Source organism: Candidatus Protochlamydia phocaeensis, from assembly GCF_001545115.1.
GTDB classification, from domain to species: Bacteria; Chlamydiota; Chlamydiia; order Chlamydiales; family Parachlamydiaceae; genus Protochlamydia_A; species Protochlamydia_A phocaeensis.
This window is the reverse complement of the sequence record NZ_FCNU01000031.1, coordinates 63,683-85,342: the sequence shown is the minus strand read 5'-3', so window position 1 is coordinate 85,342 and position 21,660 is coordinate 63,683. Positions and strand designations below refer to the sequence as shown.

The 21,660-nt window shown below is 40.6% G+C and carries 21 protein-coding genes; 10 read left to right on the top strand and 11 right to left on the bottom strand.

All coding sequences use genetic code 11. The features are described from left to right. Positions 1–82 precede the first annotated feature (82 nt). A complete protein-coding gene (locus tag BN3769_RS12070) occupies positions 83–664 on the bottom strand; it encodes a GNAT family N-acetyltransferase (protein ID WP_068470942.1) in 582 nt (193 codons plus the stop codon). A gap of 412 nt (positions 665–1,076) precedes the next feature. Here BN3769_RS12070 and BN3769_RS12065 point away from each other — a divergent pair, with 412 nt between their 5' ends. The 3 genes from BN3769_RS12065 to BN3769_RS12055 all read left to right on the top strand — a co-directional run bounded on the left by BN3769_RS12065 (position 1,077) and on the right by BN3769_RS12055 (position 3,874). Continuing rightward, a complete protein-coding gene (locus BN3769_RS12065; protein ID WP_068470940.1) occupies positions 1,077–1,832 on the top strand; it encodes a gamma-glutamyl-gamma-aminobutyrate hydrolase family protein in 756 nt (251 codons plus the stop codon). Next, positions 1,829–3,142 (top strand): APC family permease, encoded by a 1,314-nt coding sequence (locus BN3769_RS12060; RefSeq protein ID WP_068470938.1) that lies wholly within the window; start codon positions 1,829–1,831, stop codon positions 3,140–3,142. Before BN3769_RS12065 ends, BN3769_RS12060 begins: the two co-directional genes overlap by 4 nt. A 249-nt stretch (positions 3,143–3,391) precedes the next feature. Continuing rightward, positions 3,392–3,874, top strand: a complete 483-nt coding sequence (locus BN3769_RS12055; RefSeq protein ID WP_068470937.1) for a cupin domain-containing protein — start codon at positions 3,392–3,394, stop codon at positions 3,872–3,874. 147 nt (positions 3,875–4,021) lie between these two features. Here BN3769_RS12055 and BN3769_RS12050 read toward each other — a convergent pair whose 3' ends face one another. Continuing rightward, entirely contained in the window at positions 4,022–4,987 is a 966-nt protein-coding gene (locus tag BN3769_RS12050; RefSeq protein ID WP_068470935.1) for a deoxyhypusine synthase family protein, read from the bottom strand. Positions 4,988–5,142: 155 nt separating this feature from the next. Next, positions 5,143–7,035: a biosynthetic arginine decarboxylase gene (speA, locus tag BN3769_RS12045; protein WP_068470933.1), complete on the bottom strand. Its 1,893-nt coding sequence runs from the start codon at positions 7,033–7,035 to the stop codon at positions 5,143–5,145. Positions 7,036–7,569: 534 nt separating this feature from the next. Here speA and BN3769_RS12040 point away from each other — a divergent pair. The 5 genes from BN3769_RS12040 (at position 7,570) to BN3769_RS12020 (ending at position 10,095) form a co-directional block, all read left to right on the top strand. Next, complete coding sequence (locus BN3769_RS12040; protein ID WP_068470931.1) at positions 7,570–7,998, top strand: hypothetical protein; 429 nt, start codon at positions 7,570–7,572, stop codon at positions 7,996–7,998. A gap of 37 nt (positions 7,999–8,035) precedes the next feature. Beyond that, complete coding sequence (locus BN3769_RS12035; protein WP_154017909.1) at positions 8,036–8,476, top strand: hypothetical protein; 441 nt, start codon at positions 8,036–8,038, stop codon at positions 8,474–8,476. A 113-nt stretch (positions 8,477–8,589) separates the two neighbouring features. Beyond that, positions 8,590–9,003 (top strand): hypothetical protein, encoded by a 414-nt coding sequence (locus BN3769_RS12030; protein ID WP_068470926.1) that lies wholly within the window; start codon positions 8,590–8,592, stop codon positions 9,001–9,003. Between the two features lie 39 nt (positions 9,004–9,042). Beyond that, positions 9,043–9,549, top strand: a complete 507-nt coding sequence (locus BN3769_RS12025; protein WP_068470924.1) for a hypothetical protein — start codon at positions 9,043–9,045, stop codon at positions 9,547–9,549. A 192-nt stretch (positions 9,550–9,741) separates the two neighbouring features. Further along, positions 9,742–10,095 carry a hypothetical protein gene (locus tag BN3769_RS12020; protein WP_068470922.1) on the top strand — a complete coding sequence of 118 codons (354 nt, stop codon included), beginning with the start codon at positions 9,742–9,744 and terminating at the stop codon, positions 10,093–10,095. A gap of 64 nt (positions 10,096–10,159) precedes the next feature. Here the strand turns inward: BN3769_RS12020 and BN3769_RS12015 are convergent, their stop codons facing one another. From BN3769_RS12015 to BN3769_RS11985, 7 genes are all read right to left on the bottom strand, one after another. Next, entirely contained in the window at positions 10,160–11,056 is an 897-nt protein-coding gene (locus tag BN3769_RS12015) for a DUF2156 domain-containing protein (RefSeq protein ID WP_068470920.1), read from the bottom strand. Positions 11,057–11,089: 33 nt separating this feature from the next. Continuing rightward, positions 11,090–12,613: a hypothetical protein gene (locus BN3769_RS12010; RefSeq protein ID WP_068470918.1), complete on the bottom strand. Its 1,524-nt coding sequence runs from the start codon at positions 12,611–12,613 to the stop codon at positions 11,090–11,092. A gap of 48 nt (positions 12,614–12,661) precedes the next feature. Beyond that, complete coding sequence (locus BN3769_RS12005) at positions 12,662–13,099, bottom strand: host attachment protein (protein WP_068470916.1); 438 nt, start codon at positions 13,097–13,099, stop codon at positions 12,662–12,664. Between the two features lie 609 nt (positions 13,100–13,708). Further along, a complete protein-coding gene (cheB, locus tag BN3769_RS12000; protein WP_079989551.1) occupies positions 13,709–14,761 on the bottom strand; it encodes a chemotaxis-specific protein-glutamate methyltransferase CheB in 1,053 nt (350 codons plus the stop codon). 16 nt (positions 14,762–14,777) lie between these two features. Next, positions 14,778–17,060: a hybrid sensor histidine kinase/response regulator gene (locus tag BN3769_RS11995; protein ID WP_068470913.1), complete on the bottom strand. Its 2,283-nt coding sequence runs from the start codon at positions 17,058–17,060 to the stop codon at positions 14,778–14,780. Next, entirely contained in the window at positions 17,061–18,899 is a 1,839-nt protein-coding gene (locus BN3769_RS11990) for a methyl-accepting chemotaxis protein (protein ID WP_068470911.1), read from the bottom strand. It lies immediately after the preceding gene. A gap of 136 nt (positions 18,900–19,035) precedes the next feature. Further along, positions 19,036–19,539 carry a chemotaxis protein CheW gene (locus BN3769_RS11985; RefSeq protein ID WP_068470909.1) on the bottom strand — a complete coding sequence of 168 codons (504 nt, stop codon included), beginning with the start codon at positions 19,537–19,539 and terminating at the stop codon, positions 19,036–19,038. 514 nt (positions 19,540–20,053) lie between these two features. Here BN3769_RS11985 and BN3769_RS15310 point away from each other — a divergent pair. Continuing rightward, entirely contained in the window at positions 20,054–20,581 is a 528-nt protein-coding gene (locus BN3769_RS15310; protein ID WP_068471108.1) for an HD domain-containing protein, read from the top strand. A 125-nt stretch (positions 20,582–20,706) separates the two neighbouring features. On the opposite strand, the gene BN3769_RS11975 is transcribed toward BN3769_RS15310, so the two are convergent. Further along, positions 20,707–20,985, bottom strand: coding sequence for a translation initiation factor (locus BN3769_RS11975; protein WP_068470907.1), 279 nt, complete (start codon positions 20,983–20,985; stop codon positions 20,707–20,709). Between the two features lie 327 nt (positions 20,986–21,312). Here BN3769_RS11975 and BN3769_RS11970 point away from each other — a divergent pair, with 327 nt between their 5' ends. Continuing rightward, the gene (locus BN3769_RS11970) at positions 21,313–21,660 is read left to right on the top strand and encodes a two pore domain potassium channel family protein (protein WP_068470905.1); all 348 of its coding nucleotides are present in this window, start codon (positions 21,313–21,315) and stop codon (positions 21,658–21,660) included.

Genomic DNA, 21,660 nt, shown 5'->3' with positions numbered 1-21,660 from the left:
GATTCAAAATCATCTTGAATATAAGTAATTCGACGCTTTCTGAAGAATGAGATTGTAAAGGAATACGCGTATACGGCTCCTCTTAGGGGTGCCAATTGACATTTGTCAAAGAAGCGAGTACATGATCTTGCCAGCATCCATCGATTAAGAGGTAATTTTTGGCATAGCCTTCAATGACAAAATGAAGGCGATCCAAAAGCTTGGCGCTTCGTGTATTGGAGGGGATATAATTGGCCATGATGCGATGAAGATTCAAAGTGGTAAATACATATCCTATAGAAGCCCGAAGAGCCTCAAACATGAGTCCTTGCCCTTGGAAATGTTGATCCAGCTTGTAGCCGAGATAGCAGGCTTGAAAAGCTCCTCTAAAAATTTGCGTAAAATGGCAAGAGCCAATCATAAAATCGGGATTTTGCTCTTGAAAGAATAAAAAACGCAGCGAAAGGCCTTGTTGCTGCTCTTGCTCCCAGAGGCAAAGCTTTTTTTGCCAGGCTTCAAGTGAAAAGACATCTTCTCCTGTAGAAGAGGCCCAAGGCCTTAAATAAGCTTGATTGCGCAGCTCAAAATTTGTTAAAGGCAAAGCATCAAGTGCTTGAGGAGTCCTTAAAAAAAGCCTCTCAGTTTTAAGGCAAATCAGAGTGGGAAGAGAAAAAGGGGAATCCATTTATTAAACCTACTATTATAACCATAATGAATAACTTATTATTAATAAAGTTGTCAAACTGGATTCTAGAATTTTCTAATGAATGTTAATTTATTTATTGCAGAAAAATATAATTTTTCTTATCATTGAATTAATCATTAAATAACATGTCTAACTATGGGCAACAATTCTTTCATTCTATCACTTCAAGGTTCTGTGCTTACGCTATCTTTGCAGAGTGGTTGTCCCTATGGTTGTCCGGTATAGCCGGATATTCTTATTCTTCCCCAAAACGTTTATTTTTAGATTGCTAAATAGCTGACAAGAGCATTGGTTTGTCAATCTCTTAGCGATCAAAGCGATCAGATCCTATGATGGATTTGTAAATATAATTTTTTGTTTATTTATCTAACTATTTAATTTTGTCGGTATTATGAAAACACATGTCATTAAAAGACCGGTCATCGGAATTTCTGCCAGTTTATTGACAATTGAGACAGGATGTTTTAGGGGAAGAGAACGCGCTTATGTTGGACAAGACTATATCAAAGCGATTCATCAGGCAGGCGCCATTCCGATGATTTTGCCCATTATTTCCGGAAATGAAGCGATTTGGCAACAGTTAACCTTAATTGATGGTCTTTTATTATCTGGCGGGTACGATGTCCATCCTCATTTTTATGGCGAAGAACCGGATCGGTTATTGCAAGATATTTATCCGGCTCGGGATGAATATGAAATTAAATTAGTCCATTATGCTGATCAAATGGGCAAGCCTATTTTGGGAATTTGCCGGGGGCTTCAATTGCTTAATGTCGCTTTTGGCGGTTCGCTTTATCAAGACGTTTCTTATTACACCTCCTCTGTTCTAAAACACTCGCAGCAAGCAGGTGTAGAGGTATCCTCTCATAGTGTAGAAATTTTAGAGGGAACAAAATTAAAAACAATTTTAGAAAAGCCCGCTATTTTAACTAATAGCTTTCATCACCAAGCGATTAAACAGCTTGCACCTGGCTGGCAAATGAATGCCCGAACAAAGGATGGGTTGATAGAAGGCGCAGAGAAAATGGGCGATTCTTTTGTATTAGGCGTCCAATGGCATCCGGAGTTAATGATTGAAAAACGGTCTGATATCTTTAGACTCTTTCTTTATTTTGTGGCAAGAGCCGCAGAAAGGATGGAAAGATGAAGTCGAATGACAGTAAAAAAATGGGGCTGATCAGTATTATTTTGCTGGGAATTAACGGCATTATCGGTTCGGGGATTTTCCTCTTACCGGGCAAAGTCTCATCGCTTGTTGGAAGTGCAAGTTTGTTTGTTTATGGCTTTGTGACCCTGCTTGTCTTAGCGATTGCCTGGTGTTTTGCTCAATGCTCCGCTCTTTTCAATCGCAGTGGAGGGGCTTATATCTACGCTAAAGAGGCTTTTGGAGAATTTATTGGTTTTGAAATCGGCCTTATGCGATGGATCATTGGTGTAACCGCTTGGGCCTCCCTAATCGTCGGCTTTATTACGGCTTTGAGTTCTATTTGGCCGGACGTTTTGCAAGAGCCTGTCCGTAGTTTGCTTATTTTAGGAATAGCAGGAAGCTTAGGGATATTAAATATTATAGGCGGTGTGCGCATTCTTAAATATTTGAATAATATGATTACAGTTGCCAAGCTTTTGCCATTAGTATTCTTCGTAGTAGTGGGCGTTTTTTATATGGATCAGGCAAATTTTGCCTCTCTTTCCTCTTTAGAATGGGAAACAGGCGCATTTGGCGCGTCTGCTTTGGTTATTTTTTATGCATTTGGCGGTTTCGAGACATTGGTCGTTGCTGCGGGGGAAATGAAAAATCCCAAGAAAAACTTGCCTATTGCCGTTATGGTTGTGATTGGCTTTTGTTCCTTACTTTATATTCTTGTGCAAATGATCTCTATAGGTATATTAGGTTCCGCATTAGATGATAATCCCACTCCCATTGCCCATGCCGCCAATGAAATTGTTGGATCAACGGGACAATGGATTGTCATGTCTGCCATGTTAGTCTCAATTGGAGGGGTCAATATCTCAGCCTCTTTTATTACGCCAAGGAGCGGAGTGGCTTTGGCAGAAGATGGGATGATTCCGCGCTGGATTGCCTATAAGGGAGGTTTTGATACGCCTATTTGGGCCATTCTTTTAACTTTGGGAATGACGGCAGTGATCGCTTTGTCTGGAAGTTTTACTCAGTTAGTGACAATCAGTGTTGTCTCTCGTTTTGCTCAGTATGCATCGACTTGCCTGGCTGTCATTGTTTTTTATAAGAGAGGATGGCTGCCTTCTTCTTCTGTGAAGAAAGTCCTCTATATAGCCATTCCGTTAGTTGCCTTGACTGGAATTTTTTGGCTGCTTTTGCATGCGACGGCTTTTCAAATCGTATGGGGGCTTGGAGCCTTATTTTTTGGGGTGCCTTTATACTTTTTGCGAACAAAGTTCAATCCAAGTGAAGTGGCTCAATCAGTCGTTTCTCTTTAAAAGGAGGAGATTTCCTCTTTTCAGGAATCATTAGGAAAGTTATACAAGTGAATTCGAGTCGAGTTCACTTGTTTATAATAACCTGAGTTTGGAGCTTTTCCTCTAGCAGTTTTAAGAAACACTCTTATCATTTGTTCCTATTTGAGGCCTCGGTGCAGTTGGGAAGGCAAAAAAACAAAATTCAAGTTGCAAGGTCGGCCGAGAAGTCTGATTGCCCTAACTTCTTTTGTAGCAGCGGGGAAATAGTCTATGAAGGCCTTTGATAATCCTCAATCTGTTGTTCTCAAAGCCGGCGAAGGGCCTATCTTTTCGACGCAGCAAAATACTTATCAAATTAAATTGATGGCTGCGCATACGGATGGAGAGTGGGCTTTTATTGAGCAAACTATCGAGCCCGGCTGTCCTCCTCCTCCTATCCATTTGCACCAGACTTTTAGCGAGTCCTTTTATATTTTAGAAGGAAAGCTAGATGTTTTCTTTAACGATCAATGGTTGCAAGCGGGGCCTGGAACGTTTATTCTCGTGCCCCCTAATGTTTATCATACTTTGGCTAACAAGGGGCAAGAAAGAACGAAAATATTGATTTTTTATCATCCGGCAGGATTTGAAAATTTTTATGAGGAATGGGTAAAATTGCGCAACCGCTACCCAAACTGGCCGCCTGAAGATAAAGAGGTTCTTAAGTCATTTTTTGAGCAGTTTGATGTGACGCTTCTGCCTTCAGAAAACTAGAATGCGACGTCAATAGAGAATGGCCATATGCGAAATTATTTTTTCTTAGGGAAAAAAACTCGGATCTAGGCTGTTAGCGCTAAGCGGCTCTTTCATTCGATTGAAAGTTCAAACAGTCAAAAGAGAAAGAACCGCTTCGCATGGCCTTTACTTGCCTAGCACATAATTAAAGATTAAGGGGGCAACAATCGATGCATCGGATTCAATCAAGAAGCTAGGCGTCTTGGCATCCAATTTTCCCCATGTAATTTTTTCATTGGGAACCGCTCCACTATACGAGCCAAAAGAAGTGGTGCTGTCGCTAATTTGACAGAAGTATCCCCAAAGAGGAACCTTTTCTTGAAGGTCTTGCCTAATAAGAGGAACGACACAAATAGGGAAATCTCCCGCGATTCCTCCCCCGATTTGGAAAAACCCAATCGAAGAGGTGGGGCATGTTTGTTTATACCAGTCGACTAATGTTCCCATTTGCTCGGCACCTGATTTGACAATGGAATAATTGCTAAGATCTCCCGAGATGACATGTGAGACAAAAATATTGCCCAACGTCGAATCTTCCCAGCCGGGCGTCCAAATAGGCAGATTTTTTTCCTTGGCAGCCATTAGCCAGGAATCTTTTGGATCAATTTCATAGTAACGCTCTAGCTGGCCTGAATCAAGCAGCTGGTACATGAATTCATAGGGAAAATAGCGCTGTTTAGTTTCATCGGCTTTTTTCCATAAGTCTAATACTTCATTTTCAATGCGGCGAATGGCTGTGTCTTCGGGTATGCAAGTATCGGTGACACGATTCATTCCTTTCTTGAGAAGTGCAAGCTCATCTTCTGCCGTCAAATAGCGATAATGCGGAACTCTTTCATAGTGCGTATGAGCGACTAAATTAAAAATATCCTCTTCAAGGTTCGCTCCTGTGCAAGAGATGGCATGGACTTTATCTTGCCTGATCATTTCGGCTAAAGAAATGCCAAGCTCTGCCGTGCTCATCGCCCCTGCTAAAGTGACCAGCATTTTGCCGCCTTTATCTAAATGCGCCATCCACCCTTCTGCGGCATCAACGCAGACAGCTGCATTAAAGTGTCTAAAATTGCGACGCATAAATTCACGAATGCTCATGATAAACCTAATTGTTAAGAATTATAGTCGAAATATTGAGATTGGTTTCTATTCCATATTTGTAAATGATATCTTCTCTTTAAGAGAAGAATTTTCCGGCAAAGCCTTGTTTCGTTTCAAAGCTTTGCCGGTCTTCCCGCCAGTCGGGGGTAGATTTATACAATAAGATAAGTATAGCTTTCCAAAGACTCCTTGAAGCGTTTTTGAAGCTTAGCGGATTCTTCATTTGAAAGGCGTCCGGCGCGCAGGGCTTTTTCAATCAAATTGCGCAATTGCTTAATCAATTGTTCAGGGTTATATTGAACATAGCGAAGCACCTCTTCTATGGAGTCCCCCTCGACGACATGTTTAACTTCCCATTGGCCTTCTGAGTCCAACCCAACATGCACGGCATTGGCATCGCCGAATAAATTATGCAGACCGCCTAAAATTTCTTGATAGGCCCCCGTCAGAAAAATGCCTACATAATAAGGCTCGTTTTTAAATTCATGTAGGGGAATATAATGCTTAGGCCCTCTTCGGCTGACGAAACGATCGATTTTTCCATCGCTATCGCAGCTAAGGTCTGCCAAAATGGCGCGCCTTTTAGGCTCTTCTTTCAGACGATGGATCGGCATGATGGGGAAAAGCTGCTCAATCGCCCACGAATCTGGAAGAGATTGAAAGACCGAGAAATTGCAAAAATAAGTATCGAATAAAATTTGGTCTAAATTCTCAATATCTTCCGGCACATAAGGAAGCTCTTTTGCAAGAAAATGAATTTTAGCAATTAAATGACGGTAAATTTTTTCAGCATATGCTCTTTCCATCAAATTAACATTTCCATGCATAAAGCTTTCCAGCATGGCTTCTTTCAACTCATTGGCATCATGCAAGGCTTCCTGGCATCCTTCAGGCGAAAGATTGTGATAAAGCTGGTATAAATTAGCTAAGATTTCATGATCTGTCGGGGGTGTCGGAATGGATTCGTGCGGATTTAGCATAGGAGCAACATCAATGACTTCTGTGATCAAAACAGCATGATGGGCAACTAAAGCACGTCCTGATTCGGTAATAATTGTCGGATGAGGCAGTTCGGCCTTCTGGCAGGCTTCTCCAATGGCTGAAACGACATCTCTAGCATATTCTTCAACGGAATAATTCATCGAAGAGTCCGATGTCGTTTTAGAACCGTCATAATCGACTCCAAGCCCTCCTCCCGCATCAAAAAAGCTTAATGAGGGGCACACTTGTGCCAATTCTGTATACATCCTCGCAGCTTCATTTAACGCCTTCTTGATTGATTCAATAGAGGTGATTTGACTGCCGATGTGAAAATGCAAAAGCTTCAGCCAAGAAGTCTTTTGGGCTTGTTGCAGCTGCTCCAGGCACAAAACGATCTCATGGGTATTTAAGCCGAATTTTGCCAAGTCTCCGCCGGATGTTTTCCAGCGGCCGCTGCCTTTGGTCGAAAGCTTCATGCGAAAGCCTAATTCAGCTTCAACATTTAAGCGTTTAGCAATGTCTAGGACAAGAGGAAGTTCGTAAGGCTGCTCAATAATAATAATTGAACGCCTGCCAAGTTTTCTTGCAAGTAAGGCAAGCTCAATATATTCAGCATCTTTATATCCATTGCAAAGCAAAAGGGCTTCTAAATTGTTATTAAATGTCAGAACGGAGATAAGCTCTGGCTTGCTGCCCACTTCCAAACCTAAGTGGTTCGGACGTCCCGCTTGTTCAATTAATTCCACAACATGGCATTGTGGGTTGACCTTAATGGGATAAGCAATTCGATACGAGTTTTGATAATTGAACTCTTCTATTGCTGAATCAAATGCTGCTTGGAGATAACGGATTCTATCGCGAATAATATCGTCGAAACGTATAAGAATAGGAGCTTCAATGCCGCGTTGAACAAGCGACTTGACCAATTCGAATAAATCGCCTTCTTGGCCGTCGGAATGAGGCTTAACGACAACATGGCCATTCTCGTTAATGCTAAAATAGGGCTGTCCCCACGTATGAGTCCAATAAACATTTTGATTTTGAGCTAAATTCCAACCGTTCACTTCATGCCACTTCCTTTTTTAGGGTTATCAACTAAATACACTTCCTATTTCATCTAAGCATTTGCTGAATCAATTAGAAGGTAAACAAATTATAAAATTCAAACGAATAACGCATCTAAATTGTTTATAAAGATTGCGCTTTGCTTAATCATCCAATGCGACTTCAGTTCCGAATAAAAGAGCTTAAAGTACGCTATTCGATAGCACAATGTCGAGGATAAAAATATAAGGGAATTTATAGACACGCGCGCTTGCGTCACAATGATCGACACATTCAAGAAGGGAAATTTCGCACGGTATCGTTCTCCATAGGAATAGAAAATTAGACCTATTATATCTGCATAATTTTTTATGTCGAGTAAAAAATCAAATAACAGTCGGATACTTGAAGGTAAAAATAACCTTGAAAAAATAAAATATTAAAACGGAATATAGTTTCGGTTAAAATTCTTTATTGAAATTAATTAATTAACTGTCTAAAATTTGAGAGTTTAATTCGCATTGCCTTTGTAAAACCTAGCCAAGGACGTTGACGTGGATATTCATCTCAATCTTGTCAAAACCTACTTTAGCGGTTTTTACGACCATGTAGCGGAACAATTAGGAAAGCTTGGACAGCATGCCGTGAAATTGCACAGCGTCATTTCCGAACGGTTGCAAGATCCTCGATTAGCTTGCGGTGCAGTTGTGGTTTCCAATATAGCTTTTGTCAACATCGGTTTAAAAGTTTATCGTTTAGCCGATAGCATTTTGAAAAAGTTATCCCTTTCCGACGAGAGCTTAGGCGATACAGGAAGGATAATTAAAAACTTAGGGCTGCAAGGGCTTTTGATTGGTGTTATAGTAGGATTGAATATCGCATTTGCGCAGGGATTGAATCTCCCTTTATCGCCTCAATTGATCACAGCTTTGGGCGTAGCAACTTGCGTTTCCTATATTTTGGCGCGTTTAACGTGCTCTTAAAAGCTTTTCAGTTAAGATCATAAAGAGAAGGATGAGAGTGAATATTAGTGTTGATGTACTAAGAGGAAGTCTTTCCGATTATTATGAAACGATATTAAGATGTATTGGACAATTAGCCAATCATACCGTCAAGTGGCTTAATATTGCTTCTGGATATCTTCAAGATAAAAGATTGGCGGCTGCAACTGTCATAGTGGCTAATTTTGCTTTTTGTGAAATAGCTGTTGCTGTTGCTAAATTATATGCTAAATGTCTTGACCATTTTACTGTCCCTATGAGTAGTCTCCCAGAAGGTCCTGTACGGTCTTTTAGAATTGTGCAATTATTTGGGGTCTTTTCTGCCACGGTGGTTGGGTGTAATTATGCTTTCTATCGCGGTTTTAATTTATCTTTAGCGCCACTGATAATGACAGCTTTGAGCATTGGAAGTTGTGCTGCCTATTTGTTTTTTAGAACGGGGTATTTATCGAACTATTAACAAGAAGCAATTGGAAAAAATAAGCTTAAAGGGTGTTTAGAGATTGCCGTCGAATTGCTGACAGCGCTTTCGGCTTAGTATTATTGCATAGCTTATTCAAATAAGGAATTAAAATGGTTGAGATTAATATGACTCAGATTGGATTGAGGTCCAATTTGGAATGTACTTATCAACGAACGGGGAATTTTGCAGGTCGTTTGATTACTATCTTGCAATCTTTGCGAGACTCTATCAAGCAAAGCTCTACGACTGCTTATGCTTCTCTGATTATTGCCAATTTAATTGCTTATGAAGTTGCAAAATTAGGAGCGAGAATCGTTCACAATATTTTGGCAACAAACGGTACGCCTCAGCGCAAAGCTGTTGCAGAAGGCGTTGCAAGTGCGCTTGGGGCTGGCTTATTAACTGTCAGCATAATTGTATTTGCTAAGGCGGCCGAGCTTCCCCTTAGCCCTCTGGTTGTTTTGGGGGTGAGTGTGGCGACTTTATCTATCCGAGTTTTATTTGGCCAACTTTTGAAAAATTAATTTCGATGATACAATATTAACATTAGAGGATATCATATTATGAATTTAGAAATAACTTTTAACGCTTTCAAACACGGTGTAGTTAAAGCTTACGGTGTAGCAGCTGAAAAAGCGGGCCAAGCAGCTGGAAAAGTAAGTGAATGGGCAGGTCGGGTATGGACAGTTTTAAAATCAGGTGCTGAAAAAACTCTTCCTTATTTGAAAGACGTGCGCATTGCGGCAATTTCTCTTTTTGCTGTTAACCTTCTCTTTATTGAAATTGGCGATCTAGTGGCGCGCGGAGTAAACTGGATGCTTCCTTCAAGAACAGAGACTCAATTGAAATTTAAAGCCGTTGTTCCTGCATTAGCAGGCTTTGCAACTTGGGTGGGAGGCGTCGCAGCTTTCTCGGCTTACGCTCAGATTCCTGCAACTTTTGCAGCTAATGCGCCCGCATTCGCAGCTAGCTTACCAAGCTGGGTTACAGCTGCTGTCGCAATTGTCGGTATCAGCCTTGCAGCTGCTTTGGTGCGTCAATGCTTTTATCATCCCGCTCCACACGCTTAATAGCTTAGTTTAAGTTATTTTTAATTGAAAAGGCATTTTAAGTTAAAACTTAAAATGCCTTTTTATTTTAAAAAAATATTGACGTTGATAAGGTTTTACTTACACTAGGCTTTAAAAAATCCTCTGAAAGACTGTATTAAAACCGCTAATGAGTTTTAGTACACCTTCTTAAATCTAACAAGAGAGGGATCTATGAATAAATGGGGGACGGGAATTTTAATCGGAGCAATTCTGATTGCATCAAGTTGCTCACGAGAGGCTGCTGATCGAGCAGACCGTAAAATGGATGAAAATGCAGATAAGATCAGCAAAAAACTAGAGGAAGCAACGGATAGAGCAATTAAAAAAATCGATGCAGCCGCAGATAATGCGATCAAAAAGCTTGACGCTGCCTCTGAACGCATTAATAAGAAAACCGATGAAGCGGTAGAGCGAGCTAACAAGAAAACAGAAAAGGAAGAAGAAAACCTTAATAAAAAGACCGATGAAGCCGTAAATCGAGCGGATAAGAAGGTTTCTGATAGTGTCGATCGTTTGGATTTCTAATTAAATTCCCTAACTCGCCAATTAACTAAATGGGCAAAGTGGAAAGCATCGGGAATGCGCTTGGCTAAAATTGAATGTTTTTAATCGATGCCGTTTTTCTTGCTTCGTGAGGGAAAAGTTGGACACGCATTTTATGGGCAAGTCTATCAGGTTGATAGGAATGCTTCGCTTGCCGAATAGTTGACGATCCCAAGTCTTGCTCTAAATTGATCCATGAGAATGGAGAAGCAAGGGAATTCGCCAATTCTTGATAAAGATATTGATAAATACCCTTAAATTGCTTAAGAGCTTTGGTGAAATGGACAGTGTAGCAACTTGCACTAAGGGGTTCGCCAATGAAAAATCCGCTTGGCTGTTGATCGGCGTAGGTGAGGCCGCCATTGAGGCCAAGCAATTCTAATTTCTCAATAGCCTCTTGGCAGGCTGTATAGTCTGTTTCTTCTTGGCCAGCCTGCTGCTCGTCTTGCCATCTTTTAAGGATGGCTAAAGCGTCATTTTTATTCTCGGTGGTTAGGGGACGGGTCTCAACGACATATTGAGAGCAAAATTGTTTGACAAGGTTGCGTTTCTTGCTTAAATGCCTCCCTGGATAAGAAGCTAATTTAGACTTTTGGAACAGATAATCGCTATCTTCCTCCTTAAACGAGGCCTGAGAAAGGATGGGGTAAAAAACGTTCATCCATATTTCAGGAATGGGAAATAAAAAATCAGCCTGCTCTAGCTGTTCTTTTAGGAAAGGAATCGATTGCTGCGTAGGGATAAAGGTCGGCATTATATAGCGGAATCCATCTCTTGTATATCCTTGAATAATAATTTCTTCGCCAAAGATAACTTCATAGCGATGAAGCTGCCTGAATAGATAAAGATTGGCAAATGTGTATTCGGCTAAATCGACTTGAAGAGAGCGAAACTTAGCAGAAAGAAGAGGCTGATGGGATAGATCTAATGATTCTTTGCGCATAATTCTCTTAAAATTTGAAAAACACTTATTAAGCTAGGGCGATTTGATTTGTTCAACCCTCTTGATCCCGATTTTATCCATTACTACGCGGAATTTTTTTATTTCGATTTTAACCGTTGAATCGGATGCTAAGTAGGTATTTCGAATGATCATGTTGAGATGGTAGACTTTGGGAAGAAGGCGCTCATTGATTTCTTGCGTATAGGTATCCAAATCCAAATGTGGTTGAAGAGCATTGCTGGCTTTTTTTAAGAAATATTGAATGTTGAGACGGAAAATCGTTGTTAATTCGCGGCGCCTTTCTTCCGATATATGGCGATGTTGAAAAAGCGTTACTTCGCGCTTATATTGAATAATGGTCTCATGCCGGTTCAAAGCTTGTAGTTCTTCGTGAAAATGGTAATTGCGTATTTTTAAAAAACCGAGAGGCAATTGGGAGGGATCAATGAAGGCTAGGCTTTCTTTTAGATAGCCGACTTTATAGCCTTTGGGGCTTTGAATCTCAGTTGAATAATCTGGAAACCATCGATAAGCTTGTCGAAAATAAATATTTTTCAACCCTTCTTTGATTCGATCTTTTAAAATATAAAATACAACCGCAAAAAAAATGAAAGGAAATGAATTGATGACAAAATCAGAGGCTTTCCATGCAAACAAGACCATATAAATGAACATCGCTATGCCTGCTGCAGTGGCTCCTAAGATATTGCGATGCTTCTCTTCTAAAGAATAGCGATAGCTTTTAAGAAGCAAGGCCTCTCGCATGAATTGATTGAGCAGCCCACGCCGATAAAGAATAGATTCATTCGAAAAAATATGGCCTCGCAATGTCTTGGGGCCTAAATAATTTCGCTTACGATAAAGCTTCTCCCTTAAAATAATTTGGCAAAGCTGCTTTTCGCTAGATATATAATGCCTATGCTCTAAATGGCGCAATTGTTGCAGCAAAGCAAGAAAGTAAGTGTCAATTGTATCGCTAATAAATTCATCCACGTAGCGGAAATGCCTCTTCAAAGCATGAGAATGATTAGTTGTTATTTGGGACCTTATACGGCGAAATAACTCGCACATCGCTGTTACATCTGTGCATAGTTCGGAAATTGCCTGAGGAGCGTTCTGCAGCTCATTTATCGATGCGTCTTTAAAGACTAGCTCGATCTGTAGCATACGCTCTCGCAAAGCGGCTTTAAATACGTTCCCAAAAAGCTTGAGCTCATCGAAAACAACCGGCAACTGAGTAAGAGGATCATTAGCGCTAAGAAAATGCTGAAGACGTATAAGCGGAGAGGGATGATAAGAGGGATTGATTAAATCCTTCAAACTGATCTGCGGCGTTTTATAGCGGAATAAGTTCGTTTGGTCTAAATAAAACTGTTCTTTTGAATAAGTTTGCTTGTTAATATTTAAAGAGTTGGGAATAAACAAGAAAAATTCTTGTTTATACACGTTTTGTTTAGCTGTAGGATTGATGAAGAATTCTGATTTTAGCTCAAATTGCAGATTATCCCGGACATGAATGTCGCCTTCATGCAGGTCCGCCCAGAAATCTTCATTCATTGCTTGATCTTTATTAGAAATAATTTGCCTCTACAGACAAGCTACAGGCTAAAAAAGAAAGGGCAAATGATTTGCAATTTCATCGGGCTTCATCTGAGTCATATCTTTGTCTAATTCTCCGCTAATCGTTTTCTGGGTTGAGGGGTGAAGCGCTCTCCTTAATAGGCCTAATAAATTAGGGCTTGCGGAGATATAGAGGCGCTCAAATTCTCCTTTATTTAAAGCATTATCTAAATAATGGGCAATGTGCTTGGCAAAATTATTAAATTCTTGTTCTTTCGGAGTTGAATGTGGCTCTAAACTATGGCGTGCAAATCCTGTGCTTTCAAAATCTCGCCCAGGCTTGTCCGATGTAAGATCTCGATTATGCAAACGGCTCTCAGGATGTTCCAGGACTTCCATTTCTACTAAAGCATGCTTTTTCTCTATTTTGAAAATACGGGCTAAGCTGCTATTTGCGACAATCAACCATGAATCTTTTTTCATTTTCAGACTCCTTATCTAATCGTTTGTCTGTTTATTGGAATGGGAAGCAGTATACCAATTGCGATCCATCAACTCCGTTTTTTACCAAGTTTTTATTTAAGCATTTGCAAAAAAAAAATGATATGAAATTTTAAAATATTCTTTTAAGGAGAAACTCGCTTCGAAGGTAAGTTTTATTTTAAGGATTTGAAAATGAATTTATTAGATTGTATTTTGAAAAATGAGTCTATAGGAATGGCGTTGAGTATGTTAAAAGATGGCCGTATGGAATGAGGCGAATTAGAGAGGAAAATAAAAATTGAAGAGAATGAGCGAGGCTATTTCTGAGAGTTTGTTTTCTCCTCAGGAGTCTTAAATCGGCAACATGTCTAGCAATCCAAATAGGCAAGCGTTTTGCCTGGTGAATGCAAGCGAAGTTTCTTAAGCTGCACCACTCGCGTGGTTAAAGAGAGTTTTTACATGTGGTCCGCGGGTTTCGACTGCGCCTCCACCCACGGCTACTACCCAGGCGCCACTCGTATAGCTTGTTTAGTCTCGCAAAGCTTTCTCTTATCCTTGCTATTTAGATTTTAGTTTTAATACAGAAACTGTCTCGTAAAAACGTTTAATCTATTTTATTTTAATAAGAGATTCTAAAGTCGTAGCAATTTGCTGTAGGGGGACGACTTGATTGGCTGCGCCTGCTTGAATGGCCTGCTGCGGTTTATCGAACATCAAGCTGCTTTCCTCGTCTTGGATAATAGATACGCCACCCGCTTTTTTAATATCGAGAACCCCTTCCACACCGTCATTTCCTGAGCCCGATAAAAGCACCCCGATAGATTTAGCGCCCATGTGTTTTGCCATTGACTTGAATAAACGGTTAATGGACGGGCATGCGTCTTCCTGAGTGGATGGCTTAATAAGCTTGATGCCTTTGTGTTCATCGATCTCTAAATGGCAATCATGTGGGCAAATATAGACTGTTCCGGGAGTTAATTTTTCTCCTTCTTCAGGTAGCTTGATGTTAAGATTGCAAGAAGAGGCTAGCCAATCGGCCAACCCTTGATTAAAATCTGTTGAAAGCTGCTGCAATGCTATGATGGGAACGGGAAAGTTAGAAGGCAAAGAAGAGAGAATAGTAGATAAAGCTTGAGGGCCTCCGATAGAAGCGCCAATTCCAATCGCATGAAAGGAGGACACCGATGGTTGCATGAAAAGCGAAGGAGTTGCCGGGGAAGCCATAGAGAGCGATGTCAAGGGCGGACGTTTAATTTTAACGTTTGCCAAAACTTTAATGGCTTGTATAAGCGAATGGGAAATTTCAGCATACTTCGGATCTCGCAACCCTGCCGGTTTTCCTAAAATGGCGAGCGCTCCGGCACTAAGGGCGCGATAGCCTTGTTTGACTTCTTTGGGATTATAAAGACCTGTGACAATAACAATTGGGAGAGGAGAGCGTTCCATGATTTTTCGTGTGGCTTCAAAGCCATCCATTTTGGGCATGACAATGTCCATCAAAACAATATCGGGGTTTCGCTTCTCAATAAATTGGAGCGCTTCCTCGCCGTTTTCTGCTTTTCCTATGACTTCTAGGGAAGGATCCGATTCAATGATATGGGCAAGCAAATCTCTAGACACTGCAGAATCGTCGACAATCAAAACCTGAATAGGGGCCATCATTCATCCTAGTTGAGTGTTATTGAATCTCTAATAATTTTTTAATTGTATCTAATAAGGCATTCCTTTTTAAATCTTTTTTGAAAAAATAAGCGTTTGCTCCTATTGCTAGTCCATAATCATAATCAGTTTGATTGGTTAAAGACGTACATAAGATGATAGGCAAATATTTAAAAAGCGGCGCATTTCTTATATGCTTGACGAGTTCAAATCCATTTAGGACAGGCATTTCTATATCAGAAATCAATAAGTCAATGAATTGGCTATTTAGCTTTTCGATGGCTTCGCGGCCATCTTTAGCTAAGACCACGCGATAGCCCGCTGATTCCAATTCTCTTTTTAAGAGTTCGCACATCGTAGGCGAGTCGTCGGCAACTAAAATGGTAGCCGAATGAGGGGAAGATAAAGGGGAATGAGCGTCCTTAAGAATAGATTTAGTTAGCTCAAAGGGATCTAAAATGAGAATGACTTGACCGGATTCGTCAATTGTAGAAGCTGCAATGTGTTGAACATGTAAAAGCTGCTTCCCCAAATCTCTTATTAATATTTCTTTTTCATTCAGCACATCCTCAACTCCAATGGCGGCAAGCATATGCGCGGACTGAATGATAAGAATAAATGGCAGCGCTTGATCGATGGAAGAAGCGTTGTCAAGCCCTAGGATGCGGGCTAAAGAAGCATAAGGAATGTTTTGATCTTCAAAAGCGAATAATGAGTGCCCTTCAATAAAATTCCTCTTCTGGGAGGCAAAAGGAAGGACTTTGGCGACGTATTGAGTAGGCAAAATAAAATCTTGTTTACCTGCTTGAATATGGAGGCCTCTAAAAGTTGCTAATGTAAGAGGAAAAACCATGCGAAAAGCAGTGCCTTTGTCTTTGGCTGTTTCAATTGATAGCTGGCCTCCCAATCGCTCAATTTTTTCTATAATAATGCTCATGCCTATTCCCCGCCCCGATAGCTCAGAGATGCGCGGGCTTGTCGATAATCCTGATTGAAAGATCAAATTTATGACCTGCTGTTCGTCCAAACGCTGTGCCTCCTTCTGGGTCAAGGAGCCTTGCTTTAAAGCTGATTGCTTGACTTTTTCCAAATCGATTCCACCGCCATCGTCCGCCAAAACAATCTCAACTTGTTGGCTGCTAATGGAAGAAATATCGATTCGAATAGTTCCTGAAGAAGATTTACCTTTCTTTATCCGTTCTTCGGGCTGTTCGATTCCGTGGTCAAGGCTGTTGCGGATAAGATGAATAAATGGCTCCTTTAATTCTTCTAAGATTCGCTTGTCGATTTCAATGTCTTTTCCTGTACACTCCAAAATCGCTTCTTTCTTCAAAGATCGGGCGATTTCTCTGACCATTTTTGGAAAGGGCGCTAGCATGGTTGAAAAAGGCTGCATTAAGATTTGTTTGGTCTCATCCAATAAGCGATCGACTAAGGCGCTGACGGTAAAATGGTCTTGTTCCATTTGCTTGAGGCTCTGATCAAGCTGGCGGTTCATTTCTTTAAAAAAACATTCAAAGCCGCCTTCCAAATCCTTGAAAAGTAATTCTTTTGCTTTCCAAGACTGAGCTTGAGCATTAGAAAGCCCCTTGATGTTTTCCTGATTTAGCCTCCACTCTTTTTCCCATATGTCGAGATTTTGCTTAAGTGCTTGGAGGGATAGAATATGCTGATCTGAAATAAATTTCACAGAAAGTATCTCTTCCACCTGTCTAAGCAGAAGCGTCAATTTTAAGGAAGAGACGCGAATTGTTGAATCTGAAATGGGCTTCCATTCTTCTTGTAAAGGGCTGAGCGAAGAGGGATGGGCTGTTTCTTCAGGAATTTGAATAGGCGTTTCTTTTATAGGGACGAAAACTTGATCTTCTGAAGGAGCGGGCGAAGGAGGGGCGGGCTTTTCTATATGCTGTTTGAGCTGATGGATAAGCGTTTCTATTTTTTTGGGATCTTCTGCCTTTTCAACACTATTTGCCTCTTGGATGGCTTGGCTAATCCAATCCACTGTTGTATGTAAAGTATCAAATAAGGATGAAGTCGCTTTGATTTCTCCTTGCTTCCAAGCTCCCAAGACATCTTCCATTGATTGGCAAACCTTTTCAATTTGATAAAAGTCAACCGCGCGTGATGACCCCTTTAAGCTGTGGGCCTCGCGGAAAATAGCGTCTATCAAAGCGCTGTCTTCTCGGCCAGGATGACTTTCAAGGGCTAGTAGATGATCTGTCAGCTGTTTAATAAGATCTTGGCTTTCAATTTTATAAGTCTTTAAGAGCTTGGCTAAAAACTCTTCTTCGCTTTTGTCCATTTAAAGCCTATATTCATGGGATAAATCTTTTAGATTATTTCCCACTTCATTTAATTGTCTTATTCCAAGCTCAATATGCTGCATTTTGGCAACTTGCTGATGGCTGGCTTTTTTGATTTGATTCATGGCTACTGTGACTTCTTCTACACCAATGAGTTGTTGCTGACTTGAGTGGGCGATTTGATTGGCGGCTTGGGCGACATTTGTAATTTTTTCAAATAAAGACCGGATGGATTGATTGGTTTGAGAAGACTGGTTCATTCCGTTGGCAACGAGTAAGGAGCCTTGTTCGGCAGCCGTCACTGCCGCATGAATATCTCGCTGGATATCATGAAGAATGTTCCTGACTTGTCCTGTTGCTTGCTTTGATTGCTGAGCTAGATTTCGCATTTCTTGAGCGACCACCGTAAATCCTTTGCCTTGTTCTCCTGCTTTAGCAGCTTCAATGGCTGCATTGACGGCTAAAAGATGCGATTGCTCGGATATATCATTGACCGAGCCGATAATATTTCCAATAATTTGGCTATGGTCGCTTAATTTAGTAATACTGTTAGAAACTGTCTGCATTCCCTCTTGAATTCTGTTCATTCCTTGTATCGTCTCATTAATTGCTTTTTCACTATCTTGTAAGACTTTCAACGACTGATCGGATACTTGAGAGACATGGTCAGCTTTTCCAGCCGACGCTTGGGCTGTTTGTTTAAGCCTCTCAACAATATCTGTTGTATAGGCTACAGAAGAGGCTGCTTCTTGGGTAATAGCAGAAGTATCCTTGACATCGGAAAATATCTCTTGTCCGGAAGAGGTCAATAGATTGACTTCTTCTTGAAGCCGTTGAGCAAGCAATCCCAGGTTTTTAAACAAAAAATAGAGGGTAATGCCTAAAGTCAAAAGGGCAATCGTCAAGACAAGGATGATATTCCTTTCTTTATTCGCTTTGCGCAGCTGTATGTCATGAATGCGCTCTTTTTGCAGTCTTGTTTCCACTTCCCGCAGTTTGTTCACTTTTTCTGTCTGGGCCTCCCACCAGCGAGTGGCGTTTAAATGAAGAGGGGTATTAGGCCCCTGTGCAATGGCCATTTCTTCCATGTGCGAGGCATCCTGGATGAGCGGAGTGCTCATGACCGTTTGATAGATCTCTTCCTGCATGGGAGTTGCTACTCCAAAAAAGGCCTTTTTAAAAGCGACTTGCTGGCCGATCGCATCGATTAAGCGAATATATTGATCTACGGTCAAACGTTCTTTTAAAAGACTTACAAATACAAGCCGTTTCTCTTGATTGGCCATCCACTTCTCGTAAATTAAATTGATATAGGCGAATAAAGCCTTGGCTAATTCGGCGTCAGTAGAGGCGGTGGCAATATTGGAAATGTGGACAATTAACTCTTCTGTCAGATTTTGAATGGATTGGGTGAAATCTTGAAGAGAAAGGATGCCGGAAAAAAGCTGCTGGCGTTTTTGATTAAGTGCATCTAATTTCTCAAAAGTTTCTTGAAATGTGAGGGGAAGGAATGAATGCGTTTCTTCGAAAGAATGCTGATTGACAAGCTTTTTAATCGTTGAGAAGCGAGCATCCGTCTGCTGTTGAGTCTCTTGTAAATGCTGATTATAGGTTGAATCTTTTTCCAAAAGATTTAAGTGAGTGAAGGTCAATTCCTCTTGCAACGAATCAATAAGTAGGCTGATTTGGTTGCCAAGCGTTGATAAGCGAATGACTTGGTTCATTTCCTGTACGTCTTCATAGTCCGAATACAAAAATTGAATAAGGAGTCCCATTAAAACAAAAAAGGGCAACAAAATTAAAAAAAGGAGACGATATTTCATTCTCAATGGATTCATGCCTTCATCCTCAATTCTTGTCTCACTATGTAAACAAATTCATAAAAATAATCAGCCAAAAAAATTGAAAGGGATCGAAAGAAAATAAGAGCGTGTCAATTAACCAATGGCTCTATACGCGAATCCAAGCTAGTGGCTATTGACGATGCGTTCCAATAAGCAAGCGCGCATCTTTAAGAAATTTTTTTCCATCTAAAATGAGAATAGCGTCTTGTGTTGTTGCCATAATAAATTCTTGCAAAAGGCCCTTGCCCTCCTCTCTATTGGAAGAAAGCGCAAGAGATTGAATGCCTTCTGCTTGATCAATAAGAAGAGCCAATTCCCGATTTTGATAGTTCAGCACAAGGAGGTAAGATTGAGCAAGAGGGGAAAGATTGAGCGGCAAATCTAGAAAAATAGGCAAATCTACAACGCATAAAATTTTGCGCCTCAACTGGACTAATCCTTTAATGAAGGGCGGAACGGCAGGCACAGGAGTCAATTGTTTTAAAATGCAAACTTCTTGTACATAGGGTAGTTCAATTCCAAACCTGCGCTCATTTATTTGAAAAACAAAGGCCTCTATTTTTTTACTTTCGCTAAAATCTCCTAAATGAGAATGGCTGTTCTCCGAGAGTGAAAAAAGCTCTTGATCGGACATGGCTCTTGCCTCTTAGAGGGTATATTAAAGCTCCTAATAGTCTATATTCGCGTTCTTTTTCCAAGGAGAAGGGCTGGGACAGAGGCTATCTGACTTCATATCTTCCTCTATCTTAGGCTTGCTTCTAAATGGAAAATAATCTCAAACATTAGCAGTTTTAATACACCCTTTAAAGAATTTTTAGAAAAGAGGAAAGATGAATAAAAGGCAAAAAATCGTTTGTCTTTTGCAAGAAGAAAATGCAAAGGTGTATAAGATATTTGATAGGCGGAATGATTTTTTTATGTCTGCGAATGGGCATTCAACAGCCCCACAAGACAAAATAATAGAGGATCGATCCATGTTTCCAGCAAAGGCCCGGATTGAACAGCATTTAATGGAGTGCCGTCTCTCTATTCAAGAGCATGCAGAAAATAACAGAGAAGCCGTTTTAGCCCATTATGATGAATTGTCTGCTCATTTACTTCGCTGCTACTTAAATGGGGAAGGATGGATAGAGCAAGATGTCCATCGCATGATTGACGCCATTGCTTTTGCCGCAGATAAGCATCGCAATCAACAACGGAAGGACCTCAATCAAACTCCTTATATTATCCATCCTATAGAAGTCGCTGATCAGCTTTTAGTGATAGGCCAAGTGAGGGATTCGGATATCATCATCGCTGCTTTGCTTCATGACACTATTGAAGATACAAATACTTCTTATCAGGAAATTACTCAAAAATTTGGAAGGCGAGTCGCGGATTTTGTTCAAGAAGTGACGGATGATAAGAGTCTCCCAAAAGAAGAGAGAAAGCGTTTGCAGATTGTCGATGCTCCTCATAAATCAGCGGGAGCAGCCCAAATTAAATTGTCAGATAAACTCTGTAATTTAAAAGATCTCATTAGAAGTCCCCCTGTAGGTTGGCCTATGGAAAGGATAAAAGCTTATTTTGAGTGGGCCGAACAAGTGATCGATCGGCTGCCTTGGGTAAATGCAGCTCTTAAGCAAGCGGTTGACGATGCCATCTCAGCTTACAAACGCAAAGCTGACGAGCCTTGAAATTAACGTTTTATGCCAAGATCTGTTTCCTTGCAATTGAAGGAATGGAAGAAAACAGACTGAAATAAAGAAAGGGATGTAGGAAATCAAGCCTTTCTGATCTGAAGCGGGCGGCTATCATTCGCTTAAGAAACTTTCATTCCCTGCGTCTTAAGATAATCTTTGGCTGCTTGGACTTTGTCCCCTTGCAGTTCAATGTGGTTCTCTTTAACCGCTCCTCCACAGCCCAATCGCTGTTTGAGGGTGGAGCACAAGTGTTTAAGGTCTTCGATTTCCAAGGGGAGATTAAGAAGAAGGGTGACTAAGGAAGATCCCCTTTTTTCCTTAACGACCTTAATCGGATGTTTGGGTTTAGAAGGAGGAAGATTCTCGGGAATCCATTCTCCACCAATTGTAAAGGGCATACGACACTCTGTTTTATTTTAAGTTAATTGATTTGAGAGATAAATAACCTAAGTTCTGTTTTTTCCCTCTCGACTGCATCGAAGCTCCGCATATAAATAAATGGCAGGCAGGCCAAGATTAAAAATTATGGGCTTATCATTTTCCCTTGAGAGAGCTTTCTCATCGGTTTAAAAGGCAAAAAAAAAACAAAAATCGAGTTAATGGACTATCTGGATAAAGCCTATGAAAAAACGATTTTCTTTAGAAGGTTTATTCATTAGAGTGTAGATGTCTATTAATTATTTACTGATTTAGGCTGCCCAGTCCCTAGTCCTTAAGCAGGTCATATGTCTGAAAATCACCGCTCTCTTGTATTAGTAAAAAGATCTTTTGCTAAGCGTCTGATGCATAGCATTTTAATTGGTTTCTTGATTGTTTTGCTCTCCTTGCTAATAGGAATGGCCGGTTATCATCATTTTGAACAAATGAGTTGGCTTGATGCCTATCTCAATGCGGCTATGATTCTTTCTGGAATGGGACCTGTCGCTGATCCCCAAACTGTAGGCGGAAAAATTTTTGCCGGAACCTATGCGCTATTTAGCGGTGTGATTTTCTTGATTGTCGTCGGTCTTATCTTTGCACCGCTTTTTCATCGCCTATTGCACCAATTTAACGTTGAAGAAGACAAAAAATAA

What these genes read in the sequence shown, in the direction of transcription:
- BN3769_RS15310 (WP_068471108.1), top strand. Translation starts at nt 20,054, where the DNA reads ATGATTGACGCCATTGCTTTTGCCGCAGATAAGCATCGCAATCAACAA.
- BN3769_RS12055 (WP_068470937.1), top strand. Translation starts at nt 3,392, where the DNA reads ATGAAGGCCTTTGATAATCCTCAATCTGTTGTTCTCAAAGCCGGCGAA.
- BN3769_RS12015 (WP_068470920.1), bottom strand. Translation starts at nt 11,056, where the DNA reads ATGCGCAAAGAATCATTAGATCTATCCCATCAGCCTCTTCTTTCTGCT.
- BN3769_RS12070 (WP_068470942.1), bottom strand. Translation starts at nt 664, where the DNA reads ATGGATTCCCCTTTTTCTCTTCCCACTCTGATTTGCCTTAAAACTGAG.
- BN3769_RS12010 (WP_068470918.1), bottom strand. Translation starts at nt 12,613, where the DNA reads ATGAATGAAGATTTCTGGGCGGACCTGCATGAAGGCGACATTCATGTC.
- BN3769_RS12060 (WP_068470938.1), top strand. Translation starts at nt 1,829, where the DNA reads ATGAAGTCGAATGACAGTAAAAAAATGGGGCTGATCAGTATTATTTTG.
- cheB (WP_079989551.1), bottom strand. Translation starts at nt 14,761, where the DNA reads ATGATGGCCCCTATTCAGGTTTTGATTGTCGACGATTCTGCAGTGTCT.
- BN3769_RS11995 (WP_068470913.1), bottom strand. Translation starts at nt 17,060, where the DNA reads ATGGACAAAAGCGAAGAAGAGTTTTTAGCCAAGCTCTTAAAGACTTAT.
- BN3769_RS11985 (WP_068470909.1), bottom strand. Translation starts at nt 19,539, where the DNA reads ATGTCCGATCAAGAGCTTTTTTCACTCTCGGAGAACAGCCATTCTCAT.
- BN3769_RS12065 (WP_068470940.1), top strand. Translation starts at nt 1,077, where the DNA reads ATGAAAACACATGTCATTAAAAGACCGGTCATCGGAATTTCTGCCAGT.
- BN3769_RS12025 (WP_068470924.1), top strand. Translation starts at nt 9,043, where the DNA reads ATGAATTTAGAAATAACTTTTAACGCTTTCAAACACGGTGTAGTTAAA.
- BN3769_RS11990 (WP_068470911.1), bottom strand. Translation starts at nt 18,899, where the DNA reads ATGAATCCATTGAGAATGAAATATCGTCTCCTTTTTTTAATTTTGTTG.
- BN3769_RS12020 (WP_068470922.1), top strand. Translation starts at nt 9,742, where the DNA reads ATGAATAAATGGGGGACGGGAATTTTAATCGGAGCAATTCTGATTGCA.
- BN3769_RS11975 (WP_068470907.1), bottom strand. Translation starts at nt 20,985, where the DNA reads ATGCCCTTTACAATTGGTGGAGAATGGATTCCCGAGAATCTTCCTCCT.
- BN3769_RS12030 (WP_068470926.1), top strand. Translation starts at nt 8,590, where the DNA reads ATGGTTGAGATTAATATGACTCAGATTGGATTGAGGTCCAATTTGGAA.
- BN3769_RS12005 (WP_068470916.1), bottom strand. Translation starts at nt 13,099, where the DNA reads ATGAAAAAAGATTCATGGTTGATTGTCGCAAATAGCAGCTTAGCCCGT.
- BN3769_RS11970 (WP_068470905.1), top strand. Translation starts at nt 21,313, where the DNA reads ATGTCTGAAAATCACCGCTCTCTTGTATTAGTAAAAAGATCTTTTGCT.
- BN3769_RS12050 (WP_068470935.1), bottom strand. Translation starts at nt 4,987, where the DNA reads ATGAGCATTCGTGAATTTATGCGTCGCAATTTTAGACACTTTAATGCA.